Origin of the sequence: Bacillus cereus group sp. BfR-BA-01310 (genome assembly GCF_022664325.1) — a bacterium.
Taxonomy (GTDB): Bacteria; Bacillota; Bacilli; order Bacillales; family Bacillaceae_G; genus Bacillus_A; species Bacillus_A paramycoides.
In genome coordinates this window covers 121,157-138,687 of sequence record NZ_JAKUHD010000009.1, presented here as the reverse complement: position 1 = coordinate 138,687, position 17,531 = coordinate 121,157, and the positions used below count along the sequence as shown (strand labels likewise).

The following is a 17,531-nucleotide window of genomic DNA, read 5'->3' as shown; positions in this document are numbered from 1 at the left end:
CGGATTCATAACTGTGTTGTACAGTTAGTTGTAAGGAGAGGGGAAACTATGACAGAACAGAAAGTCCGTGTAACCGTTGATGGTAAAGAATTTTTCGCATCAGGTGAAAAGACGATACTCCAATTATTTAACGAAAGTAATTTAGAACATCCTCAAATTTGTCATGTACCAGAAGTAGATCCTATTCAAACTTGTGATACATGTATTGTAGAAGTGAATGGAAGTTTAATGCGTGCTTGTTCAACGAAGTTGGAAGATGGTATGCATATTGAGAGACAATCAACACGTGCGAAAGAAGCACAAACTGAAGCAATGGATCGTATATTAGAAAATCATTTATTGTACTGCACAGTATGCGATAACAATAATGGTAACTGTAAAGTGCATAATACGGTACATATGATGGGAATTGAAGAACAAAAGTATCCATATGAGCCGAAAGTGAGCGCGTGCGAAGTGGATATGTCCCATCCATTTTATCGGTACGATCCCAATCAATGTATTGCTTGTGGACAGTGCGTAGAAGTATGCCAAAACTTACAAGTGAATGAAACTTTATCAATTGATTGGAGTTTAGATCGTCCGCGTGTTATTTGGGACAATGGCGTGAGTATAAATGACTCATCTTGCGTGAGCTGTGGACAATGTGTAACAGTTTGTCCATGTAATGCATTAATGGAGAAAACAATGCTAGGAGAAGCTGGATTCATGACTGGCTTAAAACCAGATGTACTAGATCCAATGATTGATTTTGTTAAAGATGTAGAGCCAGGATATAGTAGTATTTTAGCTGTTTCAGAAGTAGAGTCTGCAATGCGTAAGACGAAAATTAATAAAACAAAAACAGTTTGTACATTTTGTGGCGTAGGTTGTTCGTTTGAAGTATGGACGAAAGACCGCCAAATTTTAAAAGTACAGCCTGTATCAGATGCACCAGTAAATGGTATTTCTACATGCGTAAAAGGTAAATTTGGATGGGACTTTGTAAACAGTGAAGATCGTATTACAAAGCCTTTAATTCGCCAAGGGGATATGTTTGTTGAGGCTTCATGGGAAGAGGCTATTGAAGTTGTTGCATCTAACATGCAGCACATTAAATCAGAATATGGTAGCGATGCATTTGGATTTATTTCTTCTTCTAAAGTAACAAATGAAGAAAACTATCTTATGCAAAAACTAGCTCGTCAAATATATGGAACAAATAATGTAGATAACTGTTCACGCTATTGTCAGTCCCCAGCGACAGATGGTTTATTTAAAACTGTCGGTATGGGCGGAGATGCTGGGACGGTGAAAGATATTGCTGAGGCAGGTCTTGTTATTATTGTTGGCGCAAATCCAACAGAAGGACATCCTGTACTTGCAACGAGAGTGAAACGTGCTCATAAATTACATGAACAAAAACTAATTGTAGCAGACCTTCGTAAACATGAGATGGCAGAACGTGCGGATTTATTTATTCATCCGCGCCAAGGAACGGATTATGTATGGCTTGCTGGGATAACGAAATATATTATTGATCAAGATTGGCATGATAAAAAATTCTTAGCTGAAAATGTGAAAAACTTTGATGAATATAGCAAAATGCTAGAAAAGTATACGATTGATTATACAGAAGAAATTACGGGGATTTCTAAAGAGAATCTGAAAGAGATGGCCCGTATGGTATATGAAGCAGATGGTACTTGTGTACTTTGGGGAATGGGTGTAACTCAAAATACAGGAGGAAGTACAACTTCAGCTGCAATTTCAAATTTACTTCTCGTTACGGGTAACTATCGTCGTCCTGGTGCAGGTGCGTATCCATTACGCGGGCATAATAACGTACAAGGTGCTTGTGATATGGCAACATTACCGAACTGGCTTCCAGGTTATCAAGCAGTTTCAGATGATGTGCATCGTGCAAAATTTGAAAAAGCATACGGTACTACTATTCCGAAAGAACCAGGGTTAAATAATATTGCAATGTTACTTGCAGCAGAAGAAGGAAAATTGCGTGGTATGTATGTCATGGGTGAAGAAATGGCTTTAGTAGATTCGAACGCTAACCATGTGCAACATATTTTAGCGAACTTAGACTTCCTCGTTGTTCAAGATATGTTCTTATCGAAAACAGCTCGTTTTGCTGATGTTATTTTACCAGCAGCACCAAGCTTAGAAAAAGAAGGAACGTTTACGAATACAGAGCGCCGTATTCAAAGGTTGTATGAAGTATTGAAGCCACTTGGTGATTCTAAGCCGGATTGGTGGATTTTACAAAAAGTAGCTCGTGCACTTGGCGGGGACTGGAACTATGAAAGTCCAAGTGAAATTATGGATGAAATTGCATCGCTTGCCCCGTTATATTCACAAGCAACGTATGATCGTTTAGAAGGATGGAATAGTTTATGCTGGGGTAGCCACGATGGTAGTGATACACCACTATTATATGTAGACGGATTTAACTTCCCAGACAAACTAGCACGTTTATCACTAGATGAATGGGTACCGCCAGTAGTAGCGCCAGATGAGTATGATTTACTATTAAATAATGGCCGTATGTTAGAGCATTTCCATGAAGGGAATATGACGAATAAGTCGGCTGGAATTTTATCTAAAGTGTCTGAAGTATTTGTTGAGATTTCGCCTGAACTTGCTAAAGAGCGCAATGTGAAAGATGGTGGTCTTGTAGAATTAGCATCGCCGTTCGGAAAGATTAAAGTACAAGCGCTTGTTACAGACCGTGTAACTGGAAATGAGTTATATTTACCAATGCATGCGACAGTAAATGAAGAGGCTATTAATATTTTAACAGGAACAGCGACAGACATTTATACATGTACACCAGCTTATAAACAAACGATGGTGAAACTGCGCGTATTACGTGAAAAAGGAAATCGTCCATTACCATCTTCAAACCCAAGAGACAAAAAACGTCATCCGCAAAATGGTGTTGAAATTCAGCAAAAGTGGCAAAGAAAACAATACGTATCACTTGTGGATCAAAATTAGGGGGCGGAGATAGTGGCGAAAGAAATTACGTTAATTCAAAAGAAAGTTGTAACAGAAGAAGAGCAGAAACAACAGTTAGCAGATGAATTGTTAACAGAGTTAGCTCATAATCGTGAGGCAGTAGAAGAGACGATGCAGTTGTTAGTGCAGCTACAAAAAGCGGGGATTTTAGATGCGGCGATTAGTTTACTTGCTGCAAAAGAAGATGTTTCAAAAATAGCTGTTGAACAATTAAATCGTGAACCAGTAAAAAACGCATTAAATAATATGATGGGAGCCGGAGAAGCGTTGTCTTCAGTGGACCCAGAAATAACGAAACAAATAGCATCTAGTTTAGTCACTGGATTACAATTTGCAACGGATGAATTAAATAGTGGAAAAAAAACAAAGGTAATGGATTTCTTTAAGGTATTAAAAGATCCAGATATCAATAGAGCAATTACATTTGGTTTTAGCTTTTTAAAAGCATTCGGGCAGGGGCTAGAGAAAAAATAGAGGGAATGAAAAAAGTGATGGGAAGTGGCCATCACTTTTTTTCATTGTATGTATAAGAGTGTTCATGTTAAGCGGAATATATTATTATTAAAAAGATGGATTGGAACTGGAAATGTGGAATCCATCTCAAATATCGTTTTAGAATGTGGAGGAATATATGCAACACCGTAAAAGACTATCTATACCAGGGGTAATGAGACATTCCTTTCAAACAGTAAAATTCGCTTTTTGGAATGTGTTAACATTCCAACTCGTTTATAAATTGTTAGCAGCGATTGTGTTTATCCCACTCTTCGGTATTATTTTTAATAAGTTATTGTACTTTGGTGGTTATGCAAATGCGACAAATGATGAGTTATTAGCATTTTTGAAAACACCATACGGAATTTTGGCGATTGTAATTTTATCCATACTAGCATTGTTTCTTATTTTTACAGAGTTTGCAGTGCTTATTATTATTTCGTACTTCGCTCATAAAAGACAAAAGGTGAAATTACGGCCGATTTTGTATAAAACGGTAACGTATTTGCCAACTCTTTTCACATATTGCTTACCGGGATTTATTTTATATGCTGTCGTATTGTTACCTCTTTTAAATATGGGATATGAAACGGCATTAATCCCTCAAATTCAAATTCCTAACTTCATTACAGGAGAACTGTTTAAGACAACGATGGGACAAGTTGGTTATTACACGTTCTTTGCTGTAGTTGCGTATTTGAACCTTCGCTGGATTTTTGTTTTACCTATTGTCGTTTTAGAGCAAAAGCCATTTCGCATGGCAGCACGTAAAAGTGCAACGTTAGTAAAAGAAAGCTTTTTTAAAGTACTATTCTTTTTAGTAGGTTTTTTCATTTCAATAGGAATTGTGTATGTTGTATTTTTAGGAATATATTTATTGTGTCTATGGGGTGTTTATGAATTTACAAATCCGAAAGGAACATTTGCATTATTAGCTGAATCAACAATGTCTGTATTTTTAACGAGTACATTGTATTTATTTAGTTTTATCGTGACGCCATTTTATATTATGGCGATTACGCGATTGTATTTGCAAAAGGTTCCGGTTGAAGATGTTTTACTAGAAGAAGGATTAGATTATTCAAAAACGAAAGCAGATAAATGTTTCTTCCAAAAACATCGTTGGAAATTTATTGGCGTATATATTGTGGGGATTATTACTGCTGGAATGGTCGTTGCCTTCATTGTAACGTTTATTTCAAATTCGTATAAAGAACCGATTATTATGGCGCACCGTGGATATATATCAAAAGGTGTAGAAAATACGAAAGAAGCTGTGCAGGGTGCAATTGATGCAAAAGCAGACTACGCTGAAATAGATGTATTACAAACAAAAGACGGTGAACTAGCGGTTATACATGATTTGAAGTTAAAACGTCTTGCCAATGCGAATGTGCATGTGTCAGATTTAACGATGGATGAGTTAAGGCGGCTTACTCTTAGTCAAGACGGATTTTCAGGGCAAATAAGTACACTTGATGAGATTATTAAGCTGGCAAAGGGAAAAATTAAACTCAATATTGAAGTGAAGCTTCATGGGGGCGAGAAAGATTTTGTAAACAAAGTATTAAAAACGATTAAAGATAATGACTTTGAGAAGCAATGTGTAATTCAAACGTTACATTACCCGCTTATTAAAGAGTTTAAGCGTGCAAATCCAGATATAAAAGTAGGATATATACTTTATGCAAGTAGAGCTAACTTAAAGAATGTGAAGGCTGATTTTTATGTAGCAGAAGAATATATGTTAAATAAGAAATTAGTAAAAGAAGCAAGGAAGTTAAATAAGCCAATTTACGTATGGACAGTGAACGATATGGAAAGTTTAAAGGCATATTATAAGTTAAACGTAGATGGCATCATTACCGATTATCCTGAAGACGCACGTGAAACAATTAAGATGTTAAAAGAACAAGAAGCGGAAGAAAGTGATTTGTTTGATAAAATTACAGAAACGACAGAAGATTTATTTTCAAAGTTATTTATAAGTTATCCAGCTGCTGGCTAAATGCTAGTAGCTGTTTTTTTGTGAAAAGAATATATTTCTAAAGTATTGTACAAAGTAATAAGTGTATATGTATACGTCATTGCTTAGTTTTTTACATCGTTAAATTATTGTCAAATAATAAATAATCACTATGCATTTTAAGTAGGTATAATAAAAATAGAGTGATAGATAATGAAATGGTACGAAAGACCCAATAGAATCAATGTTTTATATATTTACACTATTCTAAATATATAAACTTTTAAAAAATGATATGTTAGCGTTTTCATAACTTTTAAGTTATGCTAGAATAAGGACATAAGTTATTAATTATTAAAAAAAGAAAAAAGAATTCCTTTTTTCTGTTAATTATAAGGGGGCATTTCATTATGCGTATTGGGGTACCAGCAGAAATTAAAAACAACGAAAACCGTGTGGCAATGACACCAGCAGGTGTTGTACATTTAATTCGTAACAATCACGAAGTATTCATTCAAAAGGGTGCAGGTTTAGGATCTGGTTTCACAGATGCAGAGTATGTTGAAGCGGGAGCAAAAATTGTTGATACAGCTGAAGAAGCTTGGAACATGGATATGGTTATGAAAGTTAAGGAACCAATTGAAAGCGAATACAAACACTTCAGCGAAGGTTTAATCTTATTCACATACTTACACTTAGCTCCAGAACCAGAATTAACAAAAGCGTTAATCGAAAAGAAAGTCGTTGCTATCGCATACGAAACAGTACAATTAGAAAACCGTTCTCTACCATTACTTGCACCAATGAGTGAAGTAGCTGGTCGTATGGCTGCACAAATCGGTGCACAATTCCTTGAGAAGAACAAAGGCGGTAAAGGTATCTTACTTGCAGGTGTTCCAGGGGTTAAACGTGGTAAAGTAACAATTATCGGTGGTGGACAAGCTGGTACAAATGCTGCTAAAATTGCAGTTGGACTAGGTGCGGATGTAACAATCATCGATTTAAGTGCAGAACGTCTTCGTCAATTAGATGACATTTTCGGAAACCAAGTAAAAACTTTAATGTCTAATCCTTACAATATTGCAGAAGCTGTAAAAGAGTCTGATCTTGTAATCGGTGCAGTATTAATCCCAGGTGCAAAAGCGCCAAAACTTGTAACAGAAGAAATGATTAAATCAATGGAACCAGGTTCTGTTGTTGTAGATATCGCGATTGACCAAGGTGGTATTTTCGAAACAACTGACCGTATTACAACTCATGATAACCCAACTTACGAAAAACACGGCGTTGTTCATTATGCAGTTGCAAACATGCCAGGTGCGGTTCCACGTACATCAACTCTTGCATTAACAAACGTAACAGTACCATATGCAGTACAAATTGCTAACAAAGGCTACAAAGAAGCTTGCCTAGGCAACTCTGCATTACTAAAAGGTATTAATACATTAGATGGCTTTGTAACATTCGAAGCAGTTGCAGAAGCTCATGGTGTAGAGTACAAAGGTGCTAAAGAATTATTAGAAGCAGAAACAGTATCTTGCTAATAGAAGCATTATACAAAACAAAATCGAACAATATATAATACAACATGATAAGAGCTAAGAGATAATACCTCTTAGCTCTTCTTAGTAAAAGGGGGCATACATCGTGGCCAACCTATTTAAAAAGAAATCCGTTACGCAATTGTTAGGGGAAAGTAAAAGTAAAACTTTAACGAAAACGCTAGGGGCATTTGACCTAACAATGCTAGGGATTGGTGCGATAATTGGTACAGGAGTTCTAGTATTAACGGGATTAGTAGCAGCAAGAGATGCTGGTCCGGCGGTTATTTTTTCATTCATGATTGCAGCAATTGTTTGTGGATTTGCAGCTTTATGTTATGCAGAGGTTGCATCTACACTTCCTGTTTCAGGTAGTGTGTACACATATTCCTATGCGACAATTGGCGAGTTTGTAGCTCATTTAATGGGATGGACATTATTGTCAGTATACGTTGTAACGACTGCCGCAGTAGCTGGTGGATGGACAGGTTACTTCCATAACTTAATAAGTGGATTGGGACTTGAAATTCCAAAAGCATTGTTAACGATTCCGGCGCAAGGTGGTATAGTGAACTTACCCGCAGTTATCGTTACATTGGTTATAACTTGGTTATTATCACGAGGTACAAAAGAAAGTAAGCGTGTGAATAATATAATGGTATTAATTAAAATTGGTATTGTTGTTTTATTCATTGCAGTTGGTGTATTCTACGTGAAACCAGAAAACTGGATACCATTTGCACCGTACGGCTTAAGTGGAGTCTTTGCCGGAGGAGCAGCAGTATTCTTCGCTTTCTTAGGATTTGATGCATTAGCAACTTCTGCTGAAGAAGTAAAAAATCCGCAACGAGATTTACCGATTGGGATTATTGCTTCATTAGTCATTTGTACAATCATTTATGTTGTAGTTTGTCTCGTTATGACAGGTATGGTTTCTTACAAGGAATTAGATGTACCTGAAGCTATGGCTTATGTACTAGAAGTTGTAGGACAAGATAAAGTGGCTGGTGTAATTGCTATTGGAGCTGTAATTGGTATTATGGCTGTAATTTTCGCATACATCTACGCTACGACACGCGTATTCTTCGCTATGAGTCGTGACGGTTTATTACCAAAATCTTTCGCGAAAATTAACAAGAAGACAGAAGCGCCAACATTTTCAGTTTGGTTAACGGGAATTGGTAGTGCTTTAATTGCTGGATTTATCGATTTAAAAGAATTGTCGAATTTAGCGAATATTGGAGCATTATTAACATTCGCGATGGTTGGTGTAACTGTTATCATTCTTCGCAAAACGCATCCGAAATTACAACGTGGATTTATGGTACCGTTTGTACCGATCTTACCGATTATTTCAGTTGCATGTTGTCTATTCTTAATGGTAAATTTACCGTTAACGACATGGATATACTTTGGTGTTTGGTTAGCACTTGGAGTAGTTGTATACTTTGTATATTCGAAAAAACACAGTCATCTAAAAGAAGATGGAAGTTCGCAAGATAGTTTAGAAAAAGCTAATTAAAGGGATATAAGATAGTAAGCCTTGTGCGTCTAGGGAGCGCGCAAGGCTTTTTCTTTTTGGGGAAATAAAGGATACCAATGTTACTTTGTCGAATTTTTATGTCGGAATATGAAAAAGGGGTGTAAAGATGGAGACGAAAGTTGTCGTTGGAGCAGAGGGATATAATAATAACCCAGGGTGGTTACATACGAATGAAGAAGAATTAAATTTATTAAAAAGAGAGATGTGGATTAATAAATTTCAGCCGAATTCTTTATTAGCAATTTTAGCTGAACATGTATGGGAACATTTATCGTATGAGGAAGGCATAGAAGCAGCTAAAATATGCTATGAGTTTTTACAAGATGATGGTTATATTCGTTGTGCGGTTCCAGATGCGTTTTTTCCTGATGAAGAATATCAGCGAGGTGTACAAGTAGGGGGACCGGGCCCAGTAGATCATCCGGCTGCAAGTCATAAAATTGTACATAATTATAAAACAATCACATCCATGTTTGAATCGGCAGGTTTTCAAGTGAAGCTTTTAGAGTACTGTGATGAGAATGGGGAATTGCATTACAGTGATTGGGATGAAAAGAAAGGATTTATTTATCGCTCGAAACGCTTTGACCATAGGAATCAGGATGGCAAGCTAGGATTTGCTTCGTTAATTGTAGATGCAGTGAAAGTTAAGAAGTGAATAAAAGAAGACTGTCCAAAAAGATATTTTGGACAGTCTTCTTTTTTATATAGGTTGCTACTATTATCAATCTTTGTCGGTAAATCGATATTCCTTGTCGAATCGTGGATATATTTTGATTTACGATAGATATATCTGAAAAATCGTTGATATCATATCTTTTGTTATGGTATTGCTGTAAATAGAGAGGGATGTACGCTGGCTGAAAGCTCGGCTTATGGGATATCTCTTTTTGTATGAAGAATACAGCAAATGCGGAGAATATTTATATGCCTATTTTGAAATGTGAACGAAATGTTCAAAAAAATATAGCAGATTTTATTGACACATATGAATAGGCGCTCATATAATGAAAGTATAAGATATATGAATGATTGTTCATATGTTCAATTGAAGAGGTGAGCTATGATGGCTGGAAATAAAGTGGAAGCACAACAAGAAATTTGTTCTCAAACGGTAATTCATGAAGAGGTTATTGATCAAGTAAAAGAAACAATTCCGACGGATGAAAGTTTAAGTAAAGTAGCAGAATTGTTTAAAGTATTAGGTGACCGTACACGTACGAGAATATTACATGCGCTATTTGAAGCTGAAATGTGCGTTTGTGATTTAGCTTATTTATTAGGAATGACACAATCCTCAATTTCGCATCAACTTCGCGTATTAAAACAAGCGAAGCTTGTGAAGAACCGTAAAGAGGGAAAGGTTGTTTATTATTCATTAGCTGACCAGCACGTAATTCATATCTTCGAGCAAGCGTTTGAACACGTAAACGAGGAAGAATAAAAACGTGAGGGGGGAGAACGATGGCAGAAGCATTAGTGAAAAAGAAACTTATGCTAGAAGGTTTAGATTGTGCAAATTGTGCAATGAAAATTGAAAAGGGTGTTGGGAATATAGAAGGAGTAACGTCTTGTTCTGTAAACTTCGCAACAAAGACGATGCTTTTAGAAACACCGCAAAATAAAGAAAATCAAGTTGTTACGGAAGCGAAGCAACTTGTTACAAAATTAGAGCCGCACATTAAAGTGCAAGAAGAGCAAAAAACAAAAGCGGCAAAAGAAGTATTTATATTAGAAGGTTTAGACTGTGCGAATTGTGCAATGAAGATTGAAACGAAGGTAAAAGAAATGCCAACAGTTTCAGAAGCAACTGTTGATTTCGTGTCAAAGAAATTAAGAGTAGAAGTTGCAAATAAACGAGAACTTGAATCGACTGTACAGGATATAAAAAATGTCGTTCAAAAGTTAGAACCAGATGTAAAAGTTGTTCGTGAAGAGGAAAAGGGACACAATCACGGTCATGATCATGGTGATGGAAATGTGAAAAAGATGATAGGACGATTAGTAGTCGGTGGAATTTTGACAGGGATTGCTGCGTTAGCCGGATTACCGCAAATGATAACAATTCCATTATTCGTCCTTGCGTATTTATTAATTGGTGGAGATATTGTTTGGAGAGCGGTAAGAAACATAACGCGCGGCCAATTGTTTGATGAAAACTTTTTAATGGCAATTGCAACTTTAGGAGCCTTTGCAATTCAGCAATATCCAGAAGCAGTTGCGGTAATGTTATTCTATCAAGTAGGGGAATTGTTCCAAAGTATTGCAGTAAATCGCTCTCGAAAATCAATTACTTCATTAATGGATATTCGTCCTGATTATGCAAATGTGAAAGTTGGAAATGAAACGAAACAAGTATCACCAGAAGATGTACAAATCGGCGATTATATTATCGTGAAACCAGGTGAAAAAGTACCGTTAGATGGAAAAGTAATCGAGGGAACATCAATGATGGATACTTCAGCGTTAACAGGTGAATCTGTACCGCGTGAAGTAGAAGTTGGTAATGATGTATTAAGTGGTTTTGTAAACCAAAATGGTGTATTAACAATTGAAGTTACAAAAGAGTTCGGTGAATCTACCGTATCGAAAATTTTAGACTTAGTACAAAATGCAAGTAGCAAAAAGGCACCAACAGAAAACTTTATTACGAAGTTTGCACGTTATTACACTCCGGTTGTAGTTATAACAGCGGCGATCATGGCATTTATTCCACCGCTTATTTTAGAAGGTGCTACGTTCTCAGATTGGATTTATAGAGCACTAGTATTCTTAGTTATCTCGTGTCCATGTGCGCTAGTTGTATCCATTCCTCTTGGCTTCTTTGGAGGTATTGGTGGGGCATCTAAAAGTGGTATTTTAGTAAAAGGAAGTAACTATTTAGAGGCATTGAATGATGTGAAATATATCGTTTTTGATAAAACAGGAACATTAACAAAAGGTGTCTTTAAAGTTACAAAAATGGAGCCGAGTGAAGGTACTACAAGTGAAGAACTTTTAGAGTATGCAGCGTTTGCTGAAGTGTATTCAAACCATCCGATTGCACAATCTATTCGAACTGCATATGGAAAATCAATCGATGAAAATAGCATTGAAGACTATAGTGAAATTTCTGGTCATGGTACGGTTGTAAAAGTAAAAGGAAAAGAAATTTTCGCAGGTAATGCCAAATTAATGAGAAAAGAAAACATTACATTTAAGCAACCAGATACAGTAGGTACACTAGTTCATGTTGCTGTAGATGGTAAATATGCAGGTTATATTGTTATCTCTGATGAGGTAAAAGAGGATTCAAAACAAGCCATTCAAAAGTTAAAAGAATTAGGTATTAAGAAGACGGTTATGTTAACTGGTGATGCAAAATCAGTTGGTGAAGCTGTTGGGAAAGAATTAGGATTAGACGAAGTTCATGCAGAATTATTACCACAACAAAAAGTAGAAGAAATCGAAAAAATTGATGCAGCAAAACACGGGAAAGAAAAGGTTGCTTTCGTTGGTGATGGTATTAACGATACACCAGTATTAGCACGAGCGGACGTTGGTATTGCGATGGGTGGTTTAGGATCAGATGCGGCGATTGAAGCTGCTGATATCGTTATTATGACTGATGAACCTTCAAAAATCGCAACAGCTGTAAAAATTGCAAAACGTACACGTAGTATTGTATGGCAAAATATTATATTTGCATTAGGGATAAAAGGGGTAGTGTTATTACTTGGCGCATTTGGTATTGCAACAATGTGGGAAGCGGTCTTCTCAGATGTTGGGGTTACATTACTTGCAGTTTTAAATGCAATGCGTGTACTGAGAGTGAAAGATTTATAAAAATAAGAGAGGGCGCGATTACGCCCTCTCTTATTTTTAGTCTTAGCTATTTTGTTGAAAATGAATCTTGATAAAACAATAACAAGTATTATTTTAATATATTTTATATGGTGTTAAGAAAACAGAGAAGGGGGAAACTTCTCTGTTTATTTTTGTATATTTTTCGCAACCTTTTCTCGAACAGTTTGAATGTAATCCATTTTATGATCCCAACATTCTTGGCTTAAATCTACAGGGTACTCTTCGGGATTTAAAGTTCGCATATATTCTTCCCAAAATAGTGCGAGACTGTTTTCATTATATCTTTGAATATCTAATATGTTTGGTAGTTCATACGCTCTTTTACCGTTAACGAAAATGTCTTTATGCAATTCGCGTGCTTCAAAGTTGGTTACGAATTTACTTATATATGTATGAACAGGATGAAACATTTTTAAACGTTCTTCTTTTCCGGGTTCTTCAGAATCTAAAGCAATATAATCGCCCTCTGCATGATCGTTAACTCGATTGATAATACGATAAATTCGTTTAAGTCCTGGAGTTGTAATTTTTTCAGGATTAGATGAAATCTTAATCGTATCATTTAATTTTCCGTCAGCATCTTCAATGGCAACTAGTTTGTAGACAGCGCCTAATGCTGGCTGTTCAAAGGAGGTGATTAGTTTTGTACCAACACCCCATACATCAATTTTTGCCCCTTGAGATTTCAAGTGCATAATCGTATATTCATCTAAATCACTAGAAGCGATAATTTTTGTGTTTGTAAATCCAGCTGCATCAAGTAGTTTTCTTGCTTCTTTTGATAAATAAGCCATATCACCACTATCAAGGCGAATACCATAAAAATCGATACGATCCCCGAACTCTTTTGCAACACGAATCGCATTTGGGACACCGGATTTCAATGTGTCGTATGTATCGACAAGAAATACACATTTTTTATGTGTTTCAGCATATTTTTTAAACGCAACATATTCATCGCGATATGCTTGAACGAAAGAGTGGGCATGTGTGCCAGCTACAGGAATGCCGAAGCGTTTTCCAGCCCGAACGTTACTTGTAGAAGAAAACCCGCCAATAAAGGCAGCGCGTGTCCCCCAAAGAGCAGCATCGAACTCATGAGCGCGCCTTGTACCAAACTCTAAAAGTTCATCATTATTTGCAGCGTGCTTCATACGTGCGGCTTTTGTAGCAATCAATGTTTGGTAATTTACAATGTTTAAGAGGGCGGTTTCAATGATTTGTGCCTCGCCGAGCGGTGCATCAACACGTAATAAAGGTTCGTTATTAAAAACAACTTCACCTTCTTGCATACTACGAACCGTTCCAGTGAATTTCATATTTTGTAAATAATGAAGGAAGTCTTCTTCAAATTGTAGCTCTGCTAAATAAGCGAGATCGCTTTCGGTAAAGCTGAAGTTTTCTATGTACTCTACAATTTTCTCAAGACCAGCAAAAACAGCATAGCCGTTTTCAAATGGAAGCTTTCGAAAGTATAAATCAAAAACAGAACGGCGATTATGAATACCATCTTTCCAATATGTATAAGCCATGTTGATTTGATATAAATCTGTATGTAAGGCGTAACTATCGTCTTTATAATGATTCATTGCGAAAACACCTCCGTAATTTGGTTATAGTATACCAATTTTCCCCCTTTCGTAGCAAAGAAGTAGTATGGGTTTGAAGTCAAGAGAGAAAAAAATGAAATAATGCATATTTTTTAGAAAATTTACATTTATCAATTTATATTTCTCTAGATTTTATGTATTATTAGAGTAATGGGGGTAATGAGAATGGAGGAGGACAATGCAACAAACATTAGAAAAAATAGGCAAGCAAGTTTTTTATAAACGGCTACAGCAAAAAATGACACAAGAAGAATTATGTCAGGGCATTTGTTCTGTCTCATACTTAAGTAAGATCGAAAATGGAAAGATAGAAGCATCAGAAGAGATTCTACAATTGCTCTGCACGAGACTAGAAATTGCCGTGACGGATTTGAGAGATGTAGAAGAAGATGTGAAAGTGAAGTTGGATGAGTGGTTGAATGCACTAATTCATTTGGACAAGCAGCAGGTAGAACGCATATATGAAGAATTACAAGGTGAAATGCAGCATGTTTTAGATTTTGAAATTATAAATTATTATAAACTGCTTTATACACGTTATTTAATTATGAAAAGGGATATTTCTGCACTTGAAGAAGAATTAGAGAAATTGAAGAAAGTATACAAAAAGTACTCTCCATTTCAGAAGTTGTTATATATGTATAGCAGAGGGTTATTGTGTTGTTTGCAGTATAGATGGAAGGATGGACTAGACTACTTATTAAAAACAGAAGTAATGGCCAAGGAACAAGGGTATCATGAAACGGGTATGTACTATAATATAGCGCTCGCATATACTCATTTAGATATTCATCATCTTGCAATTCATTTTGTGAATATAGCATTAGAAGGATTTCGCAGTGAATATAAGTTTAGAAATATAATTAATTGCCAGATACTTATTGCGGTAAGTTATACAGAAAAAGGTCAGTATGAAGAGGCTTTAAAAATGTATGAGAGTATATTGAGGGAGGCCACATCTTTTGCGGATAAGGATGTACTTTTAGCTATTACTTTAAGTAATATGGGAAGTATATATTATAAAAAAAGCAAATATCAGCAGGCGAAGAAATATTATTTGGATAGTCTACAACTTCAAAGACAAATAGATTTAAACTATCTAGATACAATATATGAAATGGCATTAGTATGCATTAAATTAGAAGAATTAGAAGAGGCAAAGGAATGGATTGATAAGGGAATTGTTGCAGCAAAACAAGAAGAGAGATTTAATGCAAAGTTATATTTGCTTTTAATTCTTAGATATAAATATTTTGAAGAAGCAAAAGATTATAAAGTATTTTTGGAAAATGAGGCTATTCCTTTGTATAAATCTGCAGGAAATAAAATAGAATTAAAGAAAGTATACGTTGAACTTGCAGAACATTTTGCTAGTTTATCGAGATTTGAAGAAAGTAATCGATATTATAAGTTAGTTATTGATTTAATGAATGATAATAAGGGGGATTAAAAATGAAAAAGATGGTATTTGGAGTGTTAGCGTTTATAGTGACTCTTACAGTTGCGGGAGGAATACATCAGTATAGTAGTAAACCGGATATCGTTGGTCAGCAGGCTAAAACAGTTCAACAAATTAATTCATAATAAAGAAACCCCTTTCCAAACGGAAAGGGGTTTCTCAATATTTGCTCCCTAAAATTCTACAAAACTTGAGAAAATAATTAATTGAATTTTTAGTATATTAATAGTGAAAACATAATGCTAATATAAAATTACTCTTTTTCAAAAATTTTTTATTAGGGGGAAGGTTATATGAAAAAGAAGAGTTTAGCATTAGTTTTAGCGGCAGGAATGGCAGTTACAACGTTTGGAGGGACAGGCTCTGCGTTTGCAGATTCTAAAAATGTGCTCTCTACGAAGAAGTACAACGAGACAGTGCAGTCACCTGAGTTTATTTCTGGTGATCTAACTGGAGCAACTGGAAATAAAGCGGAATCTGTCGTGTTTGATTACTTAAATGCGGCAAAAGGTGATTATAAGCTAGGGGAAAAGAGTGCTCAAGATTCTTTCAAAGTGAAACAAGTGAAAAAAGACTCTGTAACTGATTCAACAGTAGTACGTATGCAACAAGTTTATGAGGGAGTACCTGTATGGGGGTCTACTCAAGTAGCTCACGTAAGTAAGGATGGTTCTTTAAAAGTATTGTCTGGAACAGTTGCGCCTGATTTGGACAAGAAGGACAAGTTAAAAAATAAGAATAAGATTGAAGGCGCAAAAGCAATTGAAATCGCGCAACAAGATTTAGGAGTAACACCGAAGTATGAAGTGGAGCCAAAAGCGGACTTATATGTATATCAAAATGGTGAAGAAACAACGTATGCATACGTTGTAAACTTGAACTTCTTAGATCCAAGTCCAGGAAACTACTACTATTTCATTGAAGCAGAAAGCGGAAAAGTGTTAAATAAATACAATACAATTGATCATGTGACCAATGATGATAAGTCACCAGTTAAACAAGATGCTCCTAAACAGGATGCGAAAGCGGTTGTAAAGCCTGTTACAGGAACGAATAAAGTGGGAACAGGTATTGGAGTGTTAGGTGATACGAAGTCGCTTAATACAACGTTATCTGGGTCATCTTACTACTTACAAGATAATACACGTGGAGCAACGATTTTCACATATGATGCGAAAAACCGTTCAACATTACCAGGAACGTTATGGGCAGATGCAGATAATGTTTTCAATGCAAAATATGATGCAGCGGCAGTAGATGCACATTACTATGCGGGTATCACGTATGATTATTATAAAAATACGTTTAATCGTAACTCTATTAATGATGCCGGTGCACCATTGAAATCAACGGTTCATTATGGAAGTAACTATAATAACGCCTTCTGGAACGGTTCGCAAATGGTGTATGGTGATGGAGATGGTGTAACATTTACTTCATTATCTGGTGGAATTGATGTTATTGGTCATGAATTAACACATGCTGTTACGGAAAATAGCTCAAATTTAATTTATCAAAATGAATCAGGAGCGTTAAATGAAGCAGTTTCTGATATTTTTGGTACATTAGTAGAGTTTTATGATAACCGTAACCCAGATTGGGAGATTGGTGAAGATATTTACACGCCTGGTAAAGCAGGAGATGCACTTCGCTCTATGAGCGATCCAACGAAATATGGTGATCCAGATCATTATTCTAAGCGTTACACTGGTTCAAGTGATAACGGTGGAGTTCATACGAACAGTGGTATTATTAATAAAGAAGCTTATTTATTAGCAAATGGTGGTACACATTACGGTGTAACTGTAAATGGTATTGGAAAAGATAAATTAGGTGCAATTTATTACCGTGCAAATACACAGTATTTCACGCAATCTACTACATTTAGTCAAGCTCGTGCTGGCTTAGTACAAGCTGCAGCTGATTTATATGGTGCGAATTCTGCTGAAGTAACAGCAGTTAAGCAATCATTTAGTGCTGTTGGTGTAAACTAAGATACTTCTATTCGTAAGAGATATGTATTAATAGAATATACTTCAAAAAATAAAGAAGGAGCCTA

General features: G+C 35.9%; 12 protein-coding genes. 11 read left to right on the top strand and 1 reads right to left on the bottom strand.

Annotated features, from left to right (window positions below; all coding sequences use genetic code 11):
• The first annotated feature begins 48 nt into the window (after positions 1-48).
• From fdhF to MR109_RS18520, 8 genes are all read left to right on the top strand, one after another.
• Complete coding sequence (gene fdhF / locus MR109_RS18555) at positions 49-2,991, top strand: formate dehydrogenase subunit alpha (RefSeq protein ID WP_048370669.1); 2,943 nt, start codon at positions 49-51, stop codon at positions 2,989-2,991.
• Between the two features lie 12 nt (positions 2,992-3,003).
• Positions 3,004-3,486 carry a helical membrane plugin domain-containing protein gene (locus MR109_RS18550; RefSeq protein WP_025149763.1) on the top strand — a complete coding sequence of 161 codons (483 nt, stop codon included), beginning with the start codon at positions 3,004-3,006 and terminating at the stop codon, positions 3,484-3,486.
• Between the two features lie 157 nt (positions 3,487-3,643).
• Positions 3,644-5,515 carry a glycerophosphoryl diester phosphodiesterase membrane domain-containing protein gene (locus MR109_RS18545; protein WP_242273465.1) on the top strand — a complete coding sequence of 624 codons (1,872 nt, stop codon included), beginning with the start codon at positions 3,644-3,646 and terminating at the stop codon, positions 5,513-5,515.
• Positions 5,516-5,883: 368 nt separating this feature from the next.
• On the top strand, positions 5,884-7,017 hold the full coding sequence (gene ald / locus MR109_RS18540) for an alanine dehydrogenase (RefSeq protein WP_048370673.1): 1,134 nt from the start codon (positions 5,884-5,886) through the stop codon (positions 7,015-7,017).
• Positions 7,018-7,120: 103 nt separating this feature from the next.
• Entirely contained in the window at positions 7,121-8,536 is a 1,416-nt protein-coding gene (locus MR109_RS18535; protein ID WP_048370675.1) for an amino acid permease, read from the top strand.
• Between the two features lie 127 nt (positions 8,537-8,663).
• Positions 8,664-9,215: a class I SAM-dependent methyltransferase gene (locus tag MR109_RS18530; protein ID WP_242273463.1), complete on the top strand. Its 552-nt coding sequence runs from the start codon at positions 8,664-8,666 to the stop codon at positions 9,213-9,215.
• A 408-nt stretch (positions 9,216-9,623) separates the two neighbouring features.
• Entirely contained in the window at positions 9,624-10,001 is a 378-nt protein-coding gene (locus tag MR109_RS18525; RefSeq protein WP_002174816.1) for an ArsR/SmtB family transcription factor, read from the top strand.
• 20 nt (positions 10,002-10,021) lie between these two features.
• On the top strand, positions 10,022-12,382 hold the full coding sequence (locus MR109_RS18520; RefSeq protein WP_242273461.1) for a heavy metal translocating P-type ATPase: 2,361 nt from the start codon (positions 10,022-10,024) through the stop codon (positions 12,380-12,382).
• Positions 12,383-12,528: 146 nt separating this feature from the next.
• On the opposite strand, the gene MR109_RS18515 is transcribed toward MR109_RS18520, so the two are convergent.
• Positions 12,529-13,992 carry a nicotinate phosphoribosyltransferase gene (locus MR109_RS18515; RefSeq protein WP_025149769.1) on the bottom strand — a complete coding sequence of 488 codons (1,464 nt, stop codon included), beginning with the start codon at positions 13,990-13,992 and terminating at the stop codon, positions 12,529-12,531.
• Between the two features lie 199 nt (positions 13,993-14,191).
• On the opposite strand from MR109_RS18515, the gene MR109_RS18510 reads away from it, so the two are divergent.
• The 3 genes from MR109_RS18510 to MR109_RS18500 all read left to right on the top strand — a co-directional run bounded on the left by MR109_RS18510 (position 14,192) and on the right by MR109_RS18500 (position 17,466).
• The gene (locus tag MR109_RS18510) at positions 14,192-15,463 is read left to right on the top strand and encodes a tetratricopeptide repeat protein (protein ID WP_242273459.1); all 1,272 of its coding nucleotides are present in this window, start codon (positions 14,192-14,194) and stop codon (positions 15,461-15,463) included.
• A 2-nt stretch (positions 15,464-15,465) separates the two neighbouring features.
• A complete protein-coding gene (gene nprX / locus MR109_RS18505; protein ID WP_002174820.1) occupies positions 15,466-15,597 on the top strand; it encodes a quorum-signaling peptide NprX in 132 nt (43 codons plus the stop codon).
• Between the two features lie 168 nt (positions 15,598-15,765).
• Positions 15,766-17,466, top strand: coding sequence for a M4 family metallopeptidase (locus MR109_RS18500; RefSeq protein WP_242273457.1), 1,701 nt, complete (start codon positions 15,766-15,768; stop codon positions 17,464-17,466).
• Positions 17,467-17,531 lie beyond the last annotated feature (65 nt).

Bases quoted from the DNA above. Each gene is read 5' to 3' on its own strand.
- fdhF (WP_048370669.1), top strand. From the start codon at position 49: ATGACAGAACAGAAAGTCCGTGTAACCGTTGATGGTAAAGAATTTTTC.
- MR109_RS18545 (WP_242273465.1), top strand. From the start codon at position 3,644: ATGCAACACCGTAAAAGACTATCTATACCAGGGGTAATGAGACATTCC.
- ald (WP_048370673.1), top strand. From the start codon at position 5,884: ATGCGTATTGGGGTACCAGCAGAAATTAAAAACAACGAAAACCGTGTG.
- MR109_RS18530 (WP_242273463.1), top strand. From the start codon at position 8,664: ATGGAGACGAAAGTTGTCGTTGGAGCAGAGGGATATAATAATAACCCA.
- MR109_RS18525 (WP_002174816.1), top strand. From the start codon at position 9,624: ATGGCTGGAAATAAAGTGGAAGCACAACAAGAAATTTGTTCTCAAACG.
- MR109_RS18520 (WP_242273461.1), top strand. From the start codon at position 10,022: ATGGCAGAAGCATTAGTGAAAAAGAAACTTATGCTAGAAGGTTTAGAT.
- MR109_RS18515 (WP_025149769.1), bottom strand. From the start codon at position 13,992: ATGAATCATTATAAAGACGATAGTTACGCCTTACATACAGATTTATAT.
- MR109_RS18510 (WP_242273459.1), top strand. From the start codon at position 14,192: ATGCAACAAACATTAGAAAAAATAGGCAAGCAAGTTTTTTATAAACGG.
- nprX (WP_002174820.1), top strand. From the start codon at position 15,466: ATGAAAAAGATGGTATTTGGAGTGTTAGCGTTTATAGTGACTCTTACA.
- MR109_RS18500 (WP_242273457.1), top strand. From the start codon at position 15,766: ATGAAAAAGAAGAGTTTAGCATTAGTTTTAGCGGCAGGAATGGCAGTT.